Annotated in this window: 15 protein-coding genes; all 15 read left to right on the plus strand. The window is 30.0% G+C overall.

All coding sequences use genetic code 11. The annotated features are described in order from the left end of the window. Nucleotides 1–880, plus strand: an 880-nt coding sequence (locus tag E6248_RS04345) for an ATP-binding protein (protein WP_316339591.1), incomplete at its 5' end; no start/stop codon positions are given. Next, the gene (gene dprA, locus E6248_RS04350; protein ID WP_316339592.1) at nt 877–1917 is read left to right on the plus strand and encodes a DNA-processing protein DprA; all 1041 of its coding nucleotides are present in this window, start codon (nt 877–879) and stop codon (nt 1915–1917) included. The genes E6248_RS04345 and dprA, both read left to right, overlap by 4 nt. Before the next feature lie 47 nt (nt 1918–1964). Continuing rightward, a complete protein-coding gene (topA, locus tag E6248_RS04355; RefSeq protein ID WP_316339593.1) occupies nt 1965–4055 on the plus strand; it encodes a type I DNA topoisomerase in 2091 nt (696 codons plus the stop codon). A gap of 198 nt (nt 4056–4253) precedes the next feature. Next, on the plus strand, nt 4254–5030 hold the full coding sequence (gene codY, locus E6248_RS04360; protein WP_316339594.1) for a GTP-sensing pleiotropic transcriptional regulator CodY: 777 nt from the start codon (nt 4254–4256) through the stop codon (nt 5028–5030). A 221-nt stretch (nt 5031–5251) separates the two neighbouring features. Next, the gene (rpsB, locus tag E6248_RS04365) at nt 5252–5953 is read left to right on the plus strand and encodes a 30S ribosomal protein S2 (RefSeq protein ID WP_316339595.1); all 702 of its coding nucleotides are present in this window, start codon (nt 5252–5254) and stop codon (nt 5951–5953) included. An 85-nt stretch (nt 5954–6038) separates the two neighbouring features. Continuing rightward, on the plus strand, nt 6039–6950 hold the full coding sequence (gene tsf / locus E6248_RS04370; RefSeq protein WP_316339596.1) for a translation elongation factor Ts: 912 nt from the start codon (nt 6039–6041) through the stop codon (nt 6948–6950). Between the two features lie 70 nt (nt 6951–7020). After that, nucleotides 7021–7737 carry a UMP kinase gene (gene pyrH, locus E6248_RS04375; protein WP_316339597.1) on the plus strand — a complete coding sequence of 239 codons (717 nt, stop codon included), beginning with the start codon at nt 7021–7023 and terminating at the stop codon, nt 7735–7737. Nucleotides 7738–7746: 9 nt separating this feature from the next. Beyond that, nucleotides 7747–8304: a ribosome recycling factor gene (gene frr / locus E6248_RS04380; protein ID WP_136004869.1), complete on the plus strand. Its 558-nt coding sequence runs from the start codon at nt 7747–7749 to the stop codon at nt 8302–8304. 53 nt (nt 8305–8357) lie between these two features. After that, nucleotides 8358–9119 carry an isoprenyl transferase gene (locus E6248_RS04385; protein WP_316339598.1) on the plus strand — a complete coding sequence of 254 codons (762 nt, stop codon included), beginning with the start codon at nt 8358–8360 and terminating at the stop codon, nt 9117–9119. A gap of 13 nt (nt 9120–9132) precedes the next feature. Next, nucleotides 9133–9927 carry a phosphatidate cytidylyltransferase gene (locus E6248_RS04390; RefSeq protein ID WP_316339599.1) on the plus strand — a complete coding sequence of 265 codons (795 nt, stop codon included), beginning with the start codon at nt 9133–9135 and terminating at the stop codon, nt 9925–9927. 118 nt (nt 9928–10045) lie between these two features. Then, on the plus strand, nt 10046–11002 hold the full coding sequence (locus tag E6248_RS04395) for an AI-2E family transporter (RefSeq protein ID WP_316339600.1): 957 nt from the start codon (nt 10046–10048) through the stop codon (nt 11000–11002). Nucleotides 11003–11016: 14 nt separating this feature from the next. After that, complete coding sequence (dxr, locus tag E6248_RS04400; RefSeq protein WP_316339601.1) at nt 11017–12099, plus strand: 1-deoxy-D-xylulose-5-phosphate reductoisomerase; 1083 nt, start codon at nt 11017–11019, stop codon at nt 12097–12099. Between the two features lie 12 nt (nt 12100–12111). After that, complete coding sequence (gene rseP, locus E6248_RS04405; RefSeq protein WP_316339602.1) at nt 12112–13131, plus strand: RIP metalloprotease RseP; 1020 nt, start codon at nt 12112–12114, stop codon at nt 13129–13131. Between the two features lie 14 nt (nt 13132–13145). Then, nucleotides 13146–14195: a flavodoxin-dependent (E)-4-hydroxy-3-methylbut-2-enyl-diphosphate synthase gene (ispG, locus tag E6248_RS04410; protein WP_316339604.1), complete on the plus strand. Its 1050-nt coding sequence runs from the start codon at nt 13146–13148 to the stop codon at nt 14193–14195. A 121-nt stretch (nt 14196–14316) separates the two neighbouring features. Continuing rightward, a complete protein-coding gene (locus tag E6248_RS04415; protein WP_316339605.1) occupies nt 14317–18660 on the plus strand; it encodes a PolC-type DNA polymerase III in 4344 nt (1447 codons plus the stop codon). Nucleotides 18661–19087: the final 427 nt, after the last annotated feature.

The following is a 19087-nucleotide window of genomic DNA, read 5'->3' on the forward strand; positions in this document are numbered from 1 at the left end:
GTTGTTTGGTTCACCTGGGGCAGGGAAAACTATGCTAGCAAAGGCCATGCCTTCAATTATGCCACCACTTAATTATAATGAAGAAATAGAAATAGCTAAAATTTATAGTGCTTCTGGATTATTTAAAGGTGAAGAAGGAATAATAAGACCATTTAGGAGTCCTCACCATACTATAACTAGAACAGCCTTGCTAGGTGGAGGGAGAGAAGTTAAAGCGGGGGAAATTACTTTAGCTCATAATGGAGTGCTTTTTTTAGATGAAATACTAGAGTTTAAAAGAGAAGTTATAGAGGTGTTAAGAGAACCCCTTGAAGAAAAGGTAATAAATATAAATAGATTAAGTGGAAGTTATACACTTCCTTCAAAGTTTTTACTTATAGCAGCCTGTAATCCCTGTCCTTGCGGCAACTATTTAGATGGTGGATATGAAAATAAATGTAGCTGTAGTGAATATGAAAGAAAGAAATATGTTAATAGATTATCTAGAGCTTTTTTAGATAGAATAGATTTATTAAATTATGTTCCAAAGCTAAGTTATGAAGATTTAAATAAGAAAAAAGATAGTTTAAGCTCAAAAGTAATTAAGGAAAATGTTTTAAGAGCTAGAGAAATTCAAATCAATAGGTATAAAGATACAATATATAATTATAATTCTGAAGTAAAAGGAAAAGATATAGATAAACTTTTTAAAGTTTCTTCTTCTGCTAAAGATATACTTGGTATGTTTTATGTAAGATATGATTTAACTAAAAGAGGATATGACAAGATACTAAAAGTATCTAGAACTATTGCTGACTTAGATAATTCTATAGAGGTAAAGGATCATCATATATTTGAAGCTTTAGGTTATAGAAAGAATATTGAAGGAGAAATAATATGATTAATAAAGATGAGTTATGGTTTATACTATTAAAGATTTCTAATGATAAAAAAATAAAACTTCTTGAATATTATAAAAATGAAAAGAATATAAGAGTAAATAAAAATAATATAAAGGACTTAATTGGGAAAAATGATGAAGTTACAGAAGAAATTATCGAAAAGTTAGGCTATTACTTAATTAATAATGGAATAGGATATATTACTATAAATCATAAGGATTATCCTAAAAATTTATTGGATATAAATGATCTTCCTTATTGTCTGTTTTATAAAGGAAACATCAAATTATTAAAGGGAAATTTAGTTGCTGTAATAGGAGCTAGAAAATGTAGTAGTTATGGTGCTGAAGTAGCTAAAAGAATATCAAAAGAAATAAGTGAAAATAATATAACAGTAGTAAGTGGGTTAGCAGCTGGAATTGATTCAATTGCCCAGAAAAATGCAATAGATTATAAAGGGAAAACTATAGGAGTATTAGGATGTGGTATAGATGTTATTTATCCTAAATCTAATAAAAATTTATATTTAGAGGTAATAAATAAGGGTGGATTAATAATTTCGGAGTATTTACCTAAGACACCACCTTTAGCTTTTAATTTCCCAAGAAGAAATAGAATTATAAGTGGAATTAGTGAAAAACTAATAGTAGTAGAAGCTAGTGATAAAAGTGGAAGTCTCATTACTGTAGAATTTGCTCTTGAATCTGGTAAAGATATAATGGCCATACCTGGGCCTGTTTTTAATGGTAATAGTTCCGGTTGTAATAAATTAATAAGAGATGGTGCAAAGCCTTTTACAGAGATAGAGGATTTATACGATTTCTTAAATATAGATATAAAAGCAAAAGAAAAATTAGCAAAAAATAGTTATAAAGAGCTCTTAATAAGGGAAATAAATAGTGAACCAAAGCATTTAGATGATATTATAAAATCTGTAAATGTTGACAGAAGGGTACTATTTGAGTTATTATTTGAAATGCAAAATAGAAATGAGATTATTTGCCTGCCAGGCAATTATTATGCTAAATCAATATAAAAATTAAAGGGGGTGTAAACTCCAAAAAAATAAATGGAGTTTGACATATGGGACAAAATCTTGTAATTGTAGAATCACCTGCAAAGGCTAAGACTATTGGAAAGTATCTTGGTAAAAATTATACAGTAGAGGCTTCTATGGGTCATGTTAGAGATTTGCCAAAAAGTAAATTAGGTGTTGATATTGAGGGGGATTTCGATCCTAAATATATAACTATTAGAGGAAAGGGAGAACTTTTAGCTAAATTAAAAAAAGCTGCTAAAAAATCTGATAAGATTTATCTTGCAACTGACCCCGATCGTGAAGGAGAGGCTATCTCTTGGCATTTAGCTAAAATTTTAAATATTCCTGAGGATAAAAAATGTAGAATAGTATTTAATGAAATAACAAAAAATGCTGTTAAAGGTGCTATTAAAGAAGCTAGGGAGATAAATAATAATTTAGTAGATGCTCAGCAAGCAAGAAGAATATTAGATAGATTAGTTGGATATGAAATAAGTCCTATTTTATGGAAGAATGTAAAATGGGGACTAAGTGCTGGAAGAGTTCAGTCTGCTGCTCTTAAATTAATTTGTGATAAGGAAGAGGAAATAAAGAGCTTTATTCCAAAGGAATACTGGTCTGTAGATTGTATTGCAACTAAGGAAAGAAAAAAGTTTCCTATTAAATTAACACAATATAAAGGTAAGAAAATTGAAATTAATACTGAAAATGAAAGTGAAAAAATTATAAAAGAGCTAGAAGAAAATAAATTTGTTGTAAGTAAAGTTAAAAATGGAAGTAGGGTAAAGAACCCACTACCACCTTTTACAACTAGTACTTTACAACAAGAAGCTTCAAAAAAATTAAACTTTATGACTAAAAGAACTATGTCAATAGCACAAGTTTTATATGAAGGTGTAGAAGTGAAAGGATATGGAACAGTAGGTCTTATTACTTATATGAGAACAGACTCTGTTAGAATATCAAGTGAAGCACAAAATAAAGCTTTGGAATTTATTAACGAAACTTTCGGAAAAGAATATGCACCAGAAAAGCCAAGGGCATATAAAGCAAAGAAAAATATCCAAGATGCCCATGAAGCTATAAGACCTTCAATAATTGAAATAACTCCAGAAATTGCAAAGAAAAACTTAACTCCAGAGCAATTTAAGTTGTATTCATTAATTTGGAATAGATTTATGGCAAGCCAAATGGCTTCTTGTGAATTAAATACAATAAGTGTTGAAGTTAAGAATGGTGACTATAAGTTAAAAGCAAGTGGGTCAAATATTAAATTTGATGGATTTATGAAACTTTATGATTATGCAACAGAGGAAGATAGCCAAGATGTAACTTTACCAAAGCTTCAAGAAGATGAAGTTTTAGAAAATGTTTCAATACAAGGAAACCAACATTTTACCCAACCTCCAGCTAGATATACTGAAGCATCTTTTGTAAAATTACTAGAAGAAAAGGGGATAGGTAGACCAAGTACCTATGTTCCTACAATAAGTACTATATTAAGTAGAGATTATATTAGAAGAGAAAAGAAAAACTTAGTTCCTACAGAATTAGGTTTTATAGTAAATAATATAGTTAGTGAATATTTCAAGCAAATAGTGGATGTAGATTTTACTGCTGAAATGGAAAAGAACTTAGACCATGTAGAAGAAGGTCAAGAAGAATGGAAAAAGGTTGTAGGAGAATTCTTTGAACCATTAAAGGTTGCAATAGAAAAAGCGGAAAAAGAAATATCTAAAGTAGTAATTGAAGATGAAGTTAGTGATGTTCCTTGCGATAAGTGTGGGAAGATGATGGTTATAAAAAGAGGAAGATATGGTAAGTTCCTTGCTTGTCCAGGATATCCGGAATGTAAAAACGCTAAACCTATAGTTGAAGAAATAGAAGCACCATGTCCAAAATGCGGAGGAAAGCTTTTAGCTAAGAAGAGCAAAAAAGGAAAGAAGTTCTTTGGATGTAGTAGTTATCCAAACTGTGATTTTGTAAGCTGGAATGAACCTCTAAAAGATAAATGTCCAGATTGTAATTCTTATATGGTTTTAAAATATAGCAAAACTAAAGGGTCTTATGCACAATGTTCAAATGGAGAATGTAATAAAACTGTTAATATTAAAAATGAAAAAAGTGAAGAATAAATTAAAGAAAAGCATTACAGTTTAATAATATGATAAAATATAGAATTTTTCTAAGAGAATGTCGAAAATACTAAGAAATTTGTTGAAAATAAAAAGGTCCTATGATAGTATAGATTAGTAATAAGAATGTTTTTGGAAAATTTATATAATTTTAAATTTTCAAAAAATTCAATGGTTTACTTTATAGGAGGAAGATTAATGTCATCATTATTAAATAAAACTAGAATGCTAAACAAAATATTGCAGAAATCAGGTACTGATCCAGTAGCCTTTGAAGATATATGTTTACTATTAAGCAATGTTTTAGCTTGTAATGTATATGTAACAAGCAGAAAAGGAAAAGTACTTGGTTATGCATTTTCTAAAAATTTTGAATGTGATATAATGAAGAAACAAGTTGCTGATGAAAAGAGATTTCCAAAAGATTATAATGAAAGATTATTAAAGATTCATGAAAGTATGGCTAATCTTTCTAATGAAGGCTTATGTGTTTTTGAAGGAGAAGAAAAATGCATAATGGAAGATAAGATAACAACAATAGTACCTATAATAGGTAATAGAGAAAGATTAGGAACATTAATACTTGCAAGATTTAGAGAAGATTTTACAGATGAGGATTTAGTTCTTGCTGAATATAGTGCAACTATAGTTGGACTTGAAATATTAAGATCTAAACAAGTAGAAATAGAAGAAGAAGCTAGAAAGAAAGCAGTAGTACAACTAGCTATTGGGACTCTATCTTATTCTGAATTAGAAGCAGTAGAACACATTTTTGGAGAATTAGATGGTAATGAAGGTTTATTAGTAGCATCTAAAATTGCAGATAAAGTAGGAATTACTAGAAGTGTAATAGTAAATGCCCTAAGAAAATTCGAAAGTGCAGGAGTAATTGAATCAAGATCACTTGGAATGAAGGGAACACATATTAAAATCTTAAACGAAAAGTTATTAGATGAATTAAAAAAGATAAATTAACATAATAAAAAGACATCAGAGTTTAAAAGCTTTGATGTCTTTTTATATAGATAAAATAATTATTGTTTATTTAGAAGAAAAAAATGTTGATACTATAATTAGCTTATGTTATACTAACCTAGGTAAGAAAATACACACACTATTAGATTTGTAAAGACGGTGACCTTTAATAGAGGTACTTTATAAGAAAATAGTGGAGGAAATAACCAGGAGGTAAGAAAATGGCAGTTATATCAATGAAACAATTATTAGAAGCAGGTGTTCATTTCGGACATCAAACAAGAAGATGGAACCCTAAGATGGCTCCTTATATATTCACAGAAAGAAATGGAATATATATAATCGATCTTCAAAAAACAGTTAAGAAAGTAGACGAAGCTTATGACTTCATCAAATCAGTTGCTTTAGAAGGAAAAGACATATTATTTGTTGGAACTAAAAAGCAAGCTCAAGAAGCTATCCAAGAAGAAGCTATAAGATCAAACATGCACTTCGTTAATAATAGATGGTTAGGTGGAATGTTAACTAACTTCAATACTATTAAAACTAGAATTGCAAGATTAGATGCTATAAAAGCTATGGAAGAAGACGGAACTTTCGATGTTTTACCTAAGAAAGAAGTTACTAAGTTAAGAGGCGAAATGGAAAAGCTAGAAAAGAACTTAGGCGGAATCAAGAACTTAGATGCTGAAAATATTGGAGCAATGTTCGTAGTTGACCCAAGAAAAGAAAGAAATGCTATTGCAGAAGCTAAAATATTAGGAATACCAGTTGTAGGTATAGTAGATACTAACTGTGATCCAGAAGAATTAGACTATGTAATTCCAGGAAATGATGATGCTATAAGAGCGGTTAAATTAATAACAGCTAAGATGGCTGATGGTATCATTGAAGGAAGACAAGGCGAACAATTAGCTGAATAATAAAATAAGTAAAGGTAGGTGAGGAATCTCATTTACCTTTTAACCTAAATAATAAGGTTTACATTAAGTTAGGAGGAATAATAGAATGATTACTGCTCAATCAGTTAAAGAATTAAGAGAAAAAACTGGCGCAGGTATGATGGACTGCAAGAAGGCCTTAACAGAAGCTCAAGGAGATATGGAGAAGGCTATTGAAATATTAAGAGAAAAGGGATTAGCTGCTGCAGCTAAAAAAGCTGGAAGAGTTGCTGCTGAAGGTATTGTAAAAACTTACATATCAGAAGATAGCAAATCAGCTGGAATAGTTGAATTAAACTGTGAAACTGACTTCGTTGCTGCTAATGAAGAATTCGTAAGCTTTGCTACAAGATTAGCAGAAATGGCTTCAACTACAACTTCAACTACTGTTGAAGAATTCGTAGCTGAAAAGTTTGATGCTGAAAGCACTGTACAAGAAGCTTTAACAGCATTAATAGCTAAGCTTGGAGAAAACATGACAGTAAGAAGATTTGAAAAATTCAATGTTGCTGAAGGTGTAGTAGAAAGCTATATCCACGGTGGCGGAAGAATTGGTGTTGTTGTAGAATTAGGATGTGCTGCAGACAACAAAGAAGTTTTAAAGGCTGTTGCTAAGGATGTATGTATGCAAGTTGCTGCTGCAAATCCAAGCTTCTTAAGCAGAGATTTTGTTGATCAAGAATCATTAGAAAAAGAAAAAGAAATCTATAGAGTTCAAGCTTTAAATGAAGGAAAACCAGAAAACATAGTTGAAAAGATGGTAATGGGAAGAATTCAAAAGTACTACAAAGAAGTATGCCTTTTAGATCAAGCTTGGGTTAAAGATGGAGATAAGAGCATAAGCAAATACCTTCAAGAAAAATCAAAGGAAGTTGGTTCTCCAATAACTGTTAATAAGTATGTAAGATTCGAAAGAGGAGAAGGTATCGAAAAGGCTGAAGATAACTTCGCTGAAGAAGTAGCTAAGATGAGTAAGTAATACAAAGGAGAACACAACTGTGTTCTCTTTTTTTAGAAATCTACTTTATAAAAGTATGGAGGTACTAAGAATGGAAAATAGTAAATATAAAAGAGTTATTCTTAAAGTTTCAGGGGAAGCTTTAGCAGGTGAAAAAGGTATTGGTTTTGATTTTGATTTTATAAAAAGAATTGCACTTGAAGTTAAAGATTTAGTGAATATGGGAATAGAAGTTGGCCTAGTAGTTGGTGGAGGAAATATTTGGAGAGGTAGAAGCGGAGAAGGTATGGATAGATCTCAAGCTGACCATATGGGAATGCTTGCAACATGTATTAACGCTTTAGCACTTCAAGATTCTCTTGAACAAAATGGAGTAATGACAAGAGTTCAAACTGCTATTGAAATGAAAGAAATAGCAGAACCATTTATTAGAAGAAGAGCTGTTAGACATCTTGAAAAAGGAAGAGTAGTAATATTTGCTGCTGGAACAGGAAACCCATACTTCTCAACTGATACAACTGCTGCTTTAAGAGCTGCTGAAATAGAAGCAGACGTAATTTTACTAGCTAAAAAAGTAGATGGTGTTTATGATAAAGATCCACATAAATATGATGATGCAAAGAAATATGATATACTTTCTTATATAGAAGTATTAGAGCAAGGATTACAAGTAATGGATTCTACTGCAACATCTTTATGTATGGATAATAATATTCCAATCTTAGTATTTGGTTTAGAAGAAGAAGGAAATATCAAAAGAGCTATTTCTGGTGAAAAAATTGGTACATTAGTTACTTCAAAAAAATAGGAGGTTATTATGATAAAGGATATTATTCAAAAAGCTGACGAAAAAATGAACAAAACTATTTCTGTATTAAAATCAGATTTATCTACATTAAGGGCAGGTAGAGCTAATCCTACTATGCTTGATAGAATTAAAGTAGACTACTATGGAAGTCCATGTCCATTAAGTCAAGTAGCTAATATTTCAGCTCCAGAACCAAGAGTATTAGTTATAGCTCCTTGGGAGAAGAGCTTAATGAAAGAAATAGAAAAGGCTATTTTAACTTCAGATTTAGGAATTAACCCTTCAAATGATGGAAGTGTAATTAGATTAGTAGTTCCAGAATTAACTGAAGAAACTAGAAAGAACTTAGTTAAGGTAGTTAAGAAAACTGGAGAAGAAGCTAAAGTTGCATTAAGATCTATTAGAAGAGATGCAAATGATAAGGTTAAGGCTCTAAAGAAAGATGGAGAAATAACTGAAGACGAACAAAAAAATGCTGAGGACAAAGTTCAAAAAATAATAGATAGTGCTTCTAAGGAAGTTGATACTATAGTTGCGGCAAAAGAAAAAGAGATTATGTCAATTTAAAACCTGCAATATGCAGGTTTTTTCCATACAAAATTGTGGAGGGAACATAGAATATGTTAGATATTTTTAAAACTAACAAAGATAAAAAGAAAAGAGAAGAATTAGTTTTAGATAAAGATAATATGCCAAGACACATAGCTATTATTATGGATGGTAATGGAAGATGGGCTAAGCAAAGAAAATTACCCAGAACTATGGGGCATAAGGCTGGAGTTGAAACTATTAGAAGAGTAATTAAGGAAACTCATATTTTAGGTATAAAGTATTTAACTCTTTATGCTTTTTCAACTGAAAATTGGAAAAGACCTAAAGATGAAGTGTCAGCTTTAATGAGATTATTAGTAGAATATTTAAGAAGTGAGCTTCAAGAATTAAATAAAAATGGTGTAGTTATTAAAATCTTAGGTGATATTAATATGTTACCTAAAGATGCACAAAATGAAATTAAAGAAGCTATAGAATTAACTAAAAATAATACTGGAGTTGTCTTAAATATTGCTTTTAATTATGGTGGCAGAGATGAAATAATTAGAGCAGTAAAGCTTGTATCAAATGATGTGAAAAGTGGAAAGCTAAATATTGAAGATATTGATGAAAAAGCTTTAGAAAAATACTTATATACTAATGGGACACCAGATCCAGATTTAATTATAAGACCTTCTGGAGAACAAAGGATAAGTAATTTTCTTTTATGGCAATGTGCATATTCAGAATTCTGGTATTCTAATGTATGCTGGCCTGATTTTAAGGAAGAACACTTACATGAAGCCATATATGACTATCAGCATAGAGATAGAAGATATGGTGGAGTTTAGTTGAGGTGAAGAAATGAAATTAAATAATAGATATATTGGAGCAGCGATTATAGCACCTTTCATCCTATTTATATTTTTAGGAGGAATATGGCTAAAAGGTTTTGCTATTGTTCTATCAGTTTTAGGTTTATATGAATTTTATAATGCCTTAAGAGAAAAGAAATTTAATCCTATACCTATAGTTGGTTATATACTTATTGCAGCCTTTTATGCTACAAATAATAACTTTGAGTATTTAATGTATATAGTTGTTTTAGCAGCTATAGCTTTATTAATGATTCCAATAATAAATTTAAAATATACATTTATTGATGCTGCTATTACTCTTTTAGGATTTTTATATGTAGGTATATTATTCGGATTTATGCCTCTTATAAGTAATAAAGAAGGCGGACAATATTTAATATGGTTAATATTCTTAGGGTCTTGGATATGTGATACAACAGCATATTATTCTGGAAAATACCTTGGCAAAAAGAAACTTTGTCCAAAAGTTAGTCCTAAGAAGACCATAGCAGGAGCTGTAGGGGGCTTTTTAGGTAGTACTATAGGGTGTGGAATATATGGAATAATAGTTTCATCCTATATACCGCATGTAGAAGTAATTCATTTCTTTTTAATAGGAGCTCTTTGCGGAATAATGGGTCAATTTGGAGATTTAGTAGCTTCTTCTATAAAAAGATATGTTGGTATTAAAGATTATAGTAATCTAATACCCGGACATGGTGGGATTTTAGATAGATTTGATTCTATATTATTTAATTCTGCAGTTGTATTTTATTATTTAACATTTATAGTAAGAATTTAATATATGTAAAGTAACAAAAGTAGGGATAAGCCCTGCTTTTTTTATTTTCACTCTTTATAAGGAATTTAATAATAAAAAAGATAATATAATCTAACATAAAACAATAAGGAGTAGGAAAATGAAATTATATAATACATATAGTAAGGCAATAAATTTAGTGATTTTATTTATTATTGTTTCAGCTATTGCTATACTTATTAATAAATATTTCAAACCATTTTTTATTATAGTTATTTTTACATTATTAACTCAACCAATATGCAGGATTTTTAATAAGATGAATATTTCAAAAAAAATATCTGCAGTATTAAGTATATTTGTATTTAATTCTATATTATTTATAATAATATTTTACTTTGGTAATAGAATTATAAATTTTGTTTATATGATTTATAATCATAATATCCAGGATTTTTTAGAGATATTTAATGGTATAAAATCATTTCTTAATTTAGATATAGACAAAATAATAAAGAACTTAAGTGGATTTTTTGATAGTAAATTTATAATGCAAGGAGCAATGTTAACGGGGGATGGAATAGTATCATACTTTTTAGCAAATATTATTAGTTATTTTATACTAGTAGATAAAAGTGAAATAATTAACTTTTTTATGAAGATATTTCCGAAAGAATTTACTAAGGGATTTTTTAAGAAATTATTAAATTTAAAAGAGGTATTTAAGATAGAAGTTAGGTTAATATTTCTAAGTGGAATCATTGTAACCCTGGGATTTAAGGTGCTTCAAATAGATAATAGTCTATTTCTTGGTACAATTAGTGCGATTTTAGATATACTTCCTTTTGTAGGAACAACAATTGTTTTTATACCAATAATAATATACAATATTGTAATAAAGAGATATTTATTAGTATTTGGGTTAGTTTTATTATACTGCTTAGAAAAGATTATAAGAGAAATACTTGAAGCAAAATTTTTAAGTAGTAGACTTGATATTCATCCTTTAGTAGTAATATTATCTATTTATATAGGGGTTAATATGTTTGGATTAATTGGAATAATTGCAGGTCCAATTTATAGTATAATAGCAAAAGATGTAATTTATAGCAGTTAAGCTAGGAGGTAAAGATGAAGAATATTTCAATTTTAGGAGCAACAGGATCAATAGGTACACAAACATTAGATGTAATTAGAAAGTCAAATGGAGAAATAAATTTAATAGGTATTAGTGCTAATTCATCTGTAAATAAAATAATAGAGATAATCAAAGAATTTAAGCCTAAATATGTTGCTATGATGGATGAAGAAAGTGCTAAGTCTGTAGAGGGGTTTTGTATAGACAACGGTATAAATATAGGTGTATATAAAGGAATAGAAGGACTAAAAGCTATAGAAGCAGGGAAGGATATTGCTTTAGCTAATAAAGAAACCTTAGTAGTAGCTGGTGAACTTGTAATGAAAAAAGCTAAGGAAATGGGTGTAGATATTCTACCTGTTGATTCAGAACATAGTGCAATATTCCAAGCTTTAAATGGGTATAATGAAAAAGATGTTAAGAAAATTATACTAACTGCATCAGGTGGACCTTTTAGGGGGAAGGATATAGAATTCTTAAAGAAGGTTACAGTTGAGGATGCACTAAAACATCCTAAATGGAATATGGGTCAAAAAATTTCTATAGACTCAGCTACCTTAATGAATAAAGGATTAGAAGTAATAGAGGCACATTTCTTGTTTAATTGTCCTTATGATAATATTCAAGTTGTAGTTCATCCTCAAAGTATAATACACTCAATGGTTGAATATAATGATGCAAGTGTAATAGCACAACTAGGTACTACTGATATGAAGTTACCTATACAATATGCAATTAACAAAAAGGTAAGAAAAGATGCTGTATGTGATAGTCTAAACTTTTATGAACTTGGAAGTTTAACTTTTGAAAAGCCTGATTTAGATACCTTTAAATGCTTAAAACTTGCCTATAAGGTTGGAAAAGAAGGTATGCTTGCACCTTGCGTTTTAAATGCAGCTAATGAAGAAGCTGTTGCCTTACTTTTAGAGAAAAAAATAAAGTTCTTAGATATAGCTGAATTAATTGAAGAAGCTTTAGAAGTATTTAAAGAAGAAAAAACAAAGGAAGTAACTATTGAAAATGTAATAACATTAGATTCAGAGGTTAGAAAATATATAAGGCAAAAGTTGAATTAGGAGGAAGGTATATTGTATATAATTTATGCGCTATTAGGTTTTAGTTTACTTATTATAGTTCATGAACTTGGTCACTTTATAATGGCGAAAGTTAATGGGATAAGGGTTGAGGAGTTTGCTATAGGGATGGGGCCTAAGATTGTTTCTATAAATGGAAAAGAAACTAAATACTCAATAGGTTTGTTTCCTATTGGAGGATATGTTAAAATGTTAGGGGAGGAAGAGGAGAGTAGTGATGATAAAAGTTTTTCATCTAAGTCGCCATTAAGACGTATTAGCGTTATTATTGCTGGTGCAACAATGAATTTTTTATTTGCTATTTTAATCTTTACAGTAATTTTAAATAAATTTGGATATAGTTTGCCTAAGGTAGCTAGTTTAATAGATGATATGCCTGCTGTTAGTGCTGGGCTTCAAGAAGGAGATAAATTCTTAAAAGTTAATGGTAGCAGAGTTTTTTCAGCAGATGATTTATCTATAGGTATTAACCTAGCTAAGGATGAGCCTATTAATTTCTTAATAGAAAGAAATGGGGAGAAAAAAGAAGTTGTAATAACTCCTAAGTTAGTTGAAGAAAATGGGGTAGAACAATATATGATTGGCTTTGGGTTTGAAAGGGTAAGTAATCCTGGAATACTTCAAAGTTTTAAACAAAGTTTTAATCAGACGGCTTCAGTTGTAAGTCAAACTTACAAAGGACTTAAAATGATGATTACAGGGAAGGTTAATTTTAAAACTGATGTAGGGGGACCTGTATCTATTATAAGAATGTCAAGCGAAGCTGCCAAAAATGGTGTGTGGAATCTTATGAACTTTATTGCATTTATAAGTATAAATTTAGCTGTATTTAATATGCTACCATTCCCGGCTTTAGATGGTGGTTGGACAGTTATATTATTAATAGAGTTAATTACAAGAAGAAAGGTACCAGAAAAAGTAGTTGGTGCAATGAATTATGTTGGACTTATGCTTTTATTTGGACTTATGATTTTAGTAACTATAAAGGATATATTATTCCCAATACAGTTTTAGGAGAGGAAAATAATATGGAAAGAAGAAAAACAAGAAAAGTTAAGGTTGGAACTTGTTATGTTGGTGGAGATGCACCAGTATCAATTCAATCAATGACTAATACTGATACTAGAGATGTTGAAGCTACACTAGCTCAAATTAATACATTATATAATGCAGGATGTGAAATAATAAGATGTGCTGTTCCTGATATGAAGGCCGCAGAAGCTTTAAAGGGAATATGTGAAAAGTCACCAATTCCTGTAGTTGCAGATATACATTTTGATTACAAATTAGCATTAGCTGCTATTGAAAATGGAGTTTCTGCTTTAAGAATTAATCCAGGAAACATTGGTAAAGTTGATAAGGTAAGAATAGTAGCAGAAGCTGCTAAGGCTAAAAATTTACCAATAAGAATTGGAGTGAATTCTGGTTCTTTAGAAAAAGATATATTGGAAAGAGATGGTAAGCCAACGGCTAAGGGATTAGTTGAATCAGCATTAAGACACGTAAAAATATTAGAAGAATTAGAGTTTTATGATATAGTAGTATCTATTAAATCTTCTGATGTTGCTATGATGATAGATGCGTATAGATTAATGAGTGAAAGCTGTGATTATCCACTTCATTTAGGCGTTACTGAATCTGGAACTCCTTTTAGAGGAACTATAAAGTCAAGTATAGGGCTTGGAACCCTTTTAGCTGAAGGGATAGGTGATACTGTAAGAGTATCATTAACTAGTGATCCTATTGAAGAAATTAAAGTTGCAAAAGAAATTTTAAAAGCTTTAAAACTTAGAAAAAGTGGATTACAATTTATATCATGTCCTACTTGTGGTAGAACACAAATAAATTTAATTAAAATAGCTGAAGAAGTTGAAAAAAGGCTTGAAAGCATAAATAAGAATATTAAAGTTGCTGTAATGGGATGTGCAGTAAATGGCCCTGGAGAAGCAAGAGAAGCTGATATTGGAATAGCTGGAGGAAACGGTGAAGGTCTAATATTTAAAAAGGGTGTTATATATAAAAAGGTTAAAGAAGCAGAATTAGTTGAAGAACTAATGAAAGAAATAGAAAATATGTAATTTTAATAATTGGCAATGGATAATTAAACTTAAGGTATTCCTTAAGAAAGTTTTACATTGTCAATTCTTTCGTTTAATATAATTTTGTCTACTGAATATCCATTTAAAGGTGGTGTTTTTGTTGAGTGAAGCTGTTTTAAAACTTATTAAGAAGGAAATTAATAAGGATGAAGAGTTAGAAGATAAAGAAATAAATATTATAAAATTTCAGTTTTTAAAGAAAAGTAATGTTCTTAAAGTAGTTTTAAGGGGTAAGGATAGTCTTAATGAAACTGAAGAAGAAAAAATTAAAAAGGCTATTAAAAAAATAATTAATGTAGATATTGATATAGAGATACTATTTTACAGGGATATATCTACTCTTTCTTTAAAAGAGGCTGTTGAAAATCATTGGCTTGAAATAGTGGGAGATATTATTAAAACTGTACCTTTATCTAAGCCTATATTAGTAAATGGAGTAAAAAGGGTAGAGGGTAGTAATATAGTTATTTCAAGTGGATATGAAAAATTAAATGAACATTTAAGAACTAAAGATGTACCAAGTATAATATCTTCCAATATAAGAAATATTTTTGATATTAAAAGTAATATTATTTTTGAATATGATGAAAGTTTAGAAAAGGGAGATAGCAATGAAGAAAAGCTTCAAAAGGAAAAAGAAGTATTAAAAGAAATATTTAGTGGTAGAAATATTAAAAGTGAAGTTATGTCTTCAAATGAAAAATCTGAAGATAAAAAATCAGATAAACAATCTAAACCAAATAAACCTTATGAAAAGCGTGAATTTAAAAGAGAAGCTAAAAGTGAAAATAGCATCTTAGGTAGAAATATTAGTATAGAAGCAACTCCTATTAAGGAAATCGATGAAACAACAGGTGTAGTTGCAATATTAGGAGAAGTATTTAAGAAGGAAATTGTTGAAACTAAGACTGGGAAAATTATATTAACATTCTTTATTACTGATTATACTAGCTCAATAACAGTAAAATGCTTTTTAAAGCCTCAAGAAACAGAGGAAGTATTAGAAGCGGTAAAGCCGGGCTTATACTGTAAAGTTAAAGGTGAGGCTGTTTATGACACTTATGCTAGAGAAGTAGTAATTATGGGTAGAGATATCTTAAGAATGAAGAAGATAGAAAGAATGGATGGGGCTGAGGAAAAGAGAGTTGAGCTTCATTGTCATACAACAATGAGTGCTATGGATGGTGTTACTTCAGTAACTAAGCTTGTAGAAAGAGCTGCTAAATGGGGCCATAGAGCTATTGCGGTAACTGACCATGGTGTAGTTCAAGCCTTTCCAGATGCACAAATTGCTGCAAAAAAGAATAAAATTAAAGTTCTTTATGGAGTTGAAGGATATTTAGTTAATGACGGAATACCTATAGCTTTAAATGATAAAAATGAAAACTTTGATGATGAATTTATAATTTTTGATATAGAAACTACAGGTTTTTCTGCTATTAATGATAAAATTATTGAAATTGGGGCAGTTAAAATTAAAAATAGAGAAATAATAGATACATTTAGTGAGTTTGTTTATCCTAAATGTAAGATACCCTATAAGATAACTGAACTTACTGGAATTACAGATGAGATGGTTAGAGATGCAGATCCTATTGAAGATGTATTACCTAAGTTTATGGAATTTATAAATGGTTCTGCAGTAGTAGCCCATAATTCTGCTTTTGATACAGGATTTATTAAGAAAAATTGTAGAGATTTAGGGCTTGAATTTAATTCTACTATTATAGACACTGTTCCTTTAGCTAGATTCCTATATCCTGAACTTAAAAGAGTTAAGTTAAATCTTGTTGCTAAGCATTTAGGTGTTTCTCTTGAAAATCACCATAGAGCTGTTGATGATGCAAAGGCTACAGTAGATATATTTTTAATCTTTATAAAGAAGATGATTGAAGAATTGAATATTAATAATATAAGAGAGTTAAATGCAGAATATCTAGAAAAAATGGATATAAAGAAAGAAAAGACCTTCCATGTTATTATATTTGCAAAGAATCAAGAAGGTATGAAAACTTTATATAAGCTAGTGTCTGAAGCTCACTTAGACAACTTCTTCAAGAATCCGAGAATTAGAAAAAGTAAGCTTATGGAAGTTAGGGAAAATCTAATAATTGGCTCTGCTTGCGAAGCAGGAGAAGTATATAGAGCTGTATTAGATGGTAGAAATGATGTAGAGCTTAAAGAAATAATGAATTTCTATGATTATTTAGAAATTCAGCCAGTAGAAAATAATGAATATTTAATAGATAAAGGCAATGTACGTAGTATAGAAGAATTACAATCTTTAAATAAGAAAATATATAAACTTGGAAAAGAATTAAATAAGCTTGTTGTGGCAACTGGTGATGTACACTTCTTAGAGCCACAAGATGAGGCTTTTAGAAGAATAATAATGGCGGGAAAAGGATTTTCTGATTCTGATAAACAACCTCCACTTTATTTAAAAACTACAGAAGAAATGCTTAAGGAATTTTCATACCTAGGCAATGAAGTCGCAAGAGAAGTAGTAATAAATAATCCAAACTTAATAGCAGATTCCATAGAAGTACTAAAGCCTATTCCAGATGAGACATATCCTCCTAAGATTGAAGGAGCTGACGATGAAATAAGAGAAATGACTATGAATAAGGTTCACTCAATATATGGTAATCCATTACCTGAAGTAGTTCAAAAGAGACTTGATAAAGAATTAAACTCTATTATTAATAATGGTTATGCAGTTCTTTATCTAATTGCTCAAAAGTTAGTTGCAAAATCTATAGCAGATGGGTATCTAGTTGGATCTAGAGGATCTGTTGGCTCATCTTTTGTAGCAACAATGTCAAATATTACTGAGGTTAATGGTCTTCCTCCTCATTATGTTTGTCCAAATTGCAAGAAATCAGAGTTTTTCTTAGATGGCTCTGTAAGTTCAGGAGCTGACTTAGAAGATAAAAAATGTCCAGATTGTGGTGCTGAATATATTAAAGATGGTCATGATATACCTTTTGAAACCTTCCTAGGATTTGAAGGAGATAAAGAGCCTGATATAGACCTTAACTTCTCTGGGGATAACCAAGGGGAAATTCATAAATATACTGAAGTATTATTTGGTAAAGGGTATGTATTTAAGGCGGGTACAATAGGTACGGTTGCTGAAAAAACTGCTTATGGATATGTAAGAAAATATTTAGATGAAAGAGGTATTAGAGCATCTAATGCTGAAATAGAAAGATTAACTATTGGTTGTACTGGAATAAAAAGAACTACTGGTCAGCATCCAGGAGGTATAATGGTTGTACCTAGTGATAATGAAATATATAATTTTACTCCAATACAAAGACCAGCAGATGATCCTACATCAGATGTTACAACTACTCATTTTGACTATCACTCTATTTCAGGTAGATTATTGAAATTAGATATACTAGGACATGATGATCCTACCATGATTAGAATGCTTCAAGATTTAACAGGTGTAGATCCAAAGACAATTCCTTTAAATGATAAAAAAGTTATATCTTTATTTACATCTCCTGAGGCCTTAGGAGTTACTAAGGAAGAGTTAGGTTGCGAGGTAGGTAGTTATGGCTTGCCGGAGTTTGGTACGAAATTTGTTAGAGGTATGCTTGTTGATACCCAGCCAGAAAGCTTTGCTGATTTAGTAAGAATATCTGGTCTATCTCATGGTACTGACGTATGGCTTAATAATGCACAGTACTTTATAAAAGAAGGATACACTACTCTGAGAGAATGTATTGCCACTAGAGATGATATTATGGTTTATTTAATGTATGCAGGAGTTCCACCTAAAATGGCCTTTACTATAATGGAAAGCGTAAGAAAGGGGAAGGGACTTACAGAAGAATTTGAAAAAACTATGAGGGAAAATAATGTTCCTGACTGGTATATAGAGTCTTGTAAGAGAATTAAATACATGTTCCCTAAGGGTCATGCTGTTGCTTATGTAATGATGGCAGTTAGAATTGCATATTTTAAGGTCTATTATCCTGAAGCATATTATGCAACTTACTTTACTGTAAGGGCAGATGACTTTGATGCTGATCTTATATGTAAAGGTCAAGGAGCAATTAATGCAAAGTTAAATGAATTATACGAACTTGGTAATAAGGCTACAGCAAAAGATAAGGGATTAATTACAGTTCTTGAATTAGCTTATGAACTATATGCAAGAGGTCTTAATTTTAAAAAGGTTGATTTATATATTTCAGAGGCAACGAAATTTACTATTGAAGAGGATGGAATTAGACCACCAATTAGTGCCCTTCAAGGAGTAGGTGACAATGCTGCGAAAAGTATAGTTGAAGCTAGAAAACAAGGAGAGTTTATTTCAAAGGAAGATTTAAGAATTAGGTCTAAAGTATCTAAAACAGTTATTGAAACTTTAAGTAATCATGGATGCCTTGAAGGTATGTCCGAAACTAATCAATTATCTTTATTTTAGTGGAATAAAATTCATAAGAAAGGGGAGAGTAATAATAGAATGTAAGAATTTACTCCTCCCCTCTTGTTTTAATTATGAAATTATGTTAGGATAATAAAGAAGTGATTTACTAATAGCTAAGAATTGGAGTGGGAGATTATAGTGCCCGCTCTTTCTATTTAATTGCAACTACAAATTAGTTGCTTTTTTTATAGAGATATAAGTTTTATTAAATATTAAACAATTAATTATCTATAAAATACATAGAATTTAAGTAATGTTATTATTTATAAAGCTTATAGAAATACATTCTGTATGCTTTTAAATTTGTTATTTAACTTAAATAAATTTATTAACTTTAGTTAACAACTAAAGATTATGTAGAGAGTTTATTTAAAGGTTATAGCAAAGAGTAATCACAAAATAAAAATTGAATATGAAAAAAGGA

This window comes from Clostridium sp. (genome assembly GCF_032552055.1).
Lineage (GTDB): Bacteria > Bacillota > Clostridia > Clostridiales > Clostridiaceae > Clostridium.

Bases quoted from the DNA above. Each gene is read 5' to 3' on its own strand.
- dprA (WP_316339592.1), top strand. From the start codon at position 877: ATGATTAATAAAGATGAGTTATGGTTTATACTATTAAAGATTTCTAAT.
- topA (WP_316339593.1), top strand. From the start codon at position 1,965: ATGGGACAAAATCTTGTAATTGTAGAATCACCTGCAAAGGCTAAGACT.
- codY (WP_316339594.1), top strand. From the start codon at position 4,254: ATGTCATCATTATTAAATAAAACTAGAATGCTAAACAAAATATTGCAG.
- rpsB (WP_316339595.1), top strand. From the start codon at position 5,252: ATGGCAGTTATATCAATGAAACAATTATTAGAAGCAGGTGTTCATTTC.
- tsf (WP_316339596.1), top strand. From the start codon at position 6,039: ATGATTACTGCTCAATCAGTTAAAGAATTAAGAGAAAAAACTGGCGCA.
- pyrH (WP_316339597.1), top strand. From the start codon at position 7,021: ATGGAAAATAGTAAATATAAAAGAGTTATTCTTAAAGTTTCAGGGGAA.
- frr (WP_136004869.1), top strand. From the start codon at position 7,747: ATGATAAAGGATATTATTCAAAAAGCTGACGAAAAAATGAACAAAACT.
- E6248_RS04385 (WP_316339598.1), top strand. From the start codon at position 8,358: ATGTTAGATATTTTTAAAACTAACAAAGATAAAAAGAAAAGAGAAGAA.
- E6248_RS04390 (WP_316339599.1), top strand. From the start codon at position 9,133: ATGAAATTAAATAATAGATATATTGGAGCAGCGATTATAGCACCTTTC.
- E6248_RS04395 (WP_316339600.1), top strand. From the start codon at position 10,046: ATGAAATTATATAATACATATAGTAAGGCAATAAATTTAGTGATTTTA.
- dxr (WP_316339601.1), top strand. From the start codon at position 11,017: ATGAAGAATATTTCAATTTTAGGAGCAACAGGATCAATAGGTACACAA.
- ispG (WP_316339604.1), top strand. From the start codon at position 13,146: ATGGAAAGAAGAAAAACAAGAAAAGTTAAGGTTGGAACTTGTTATGTT.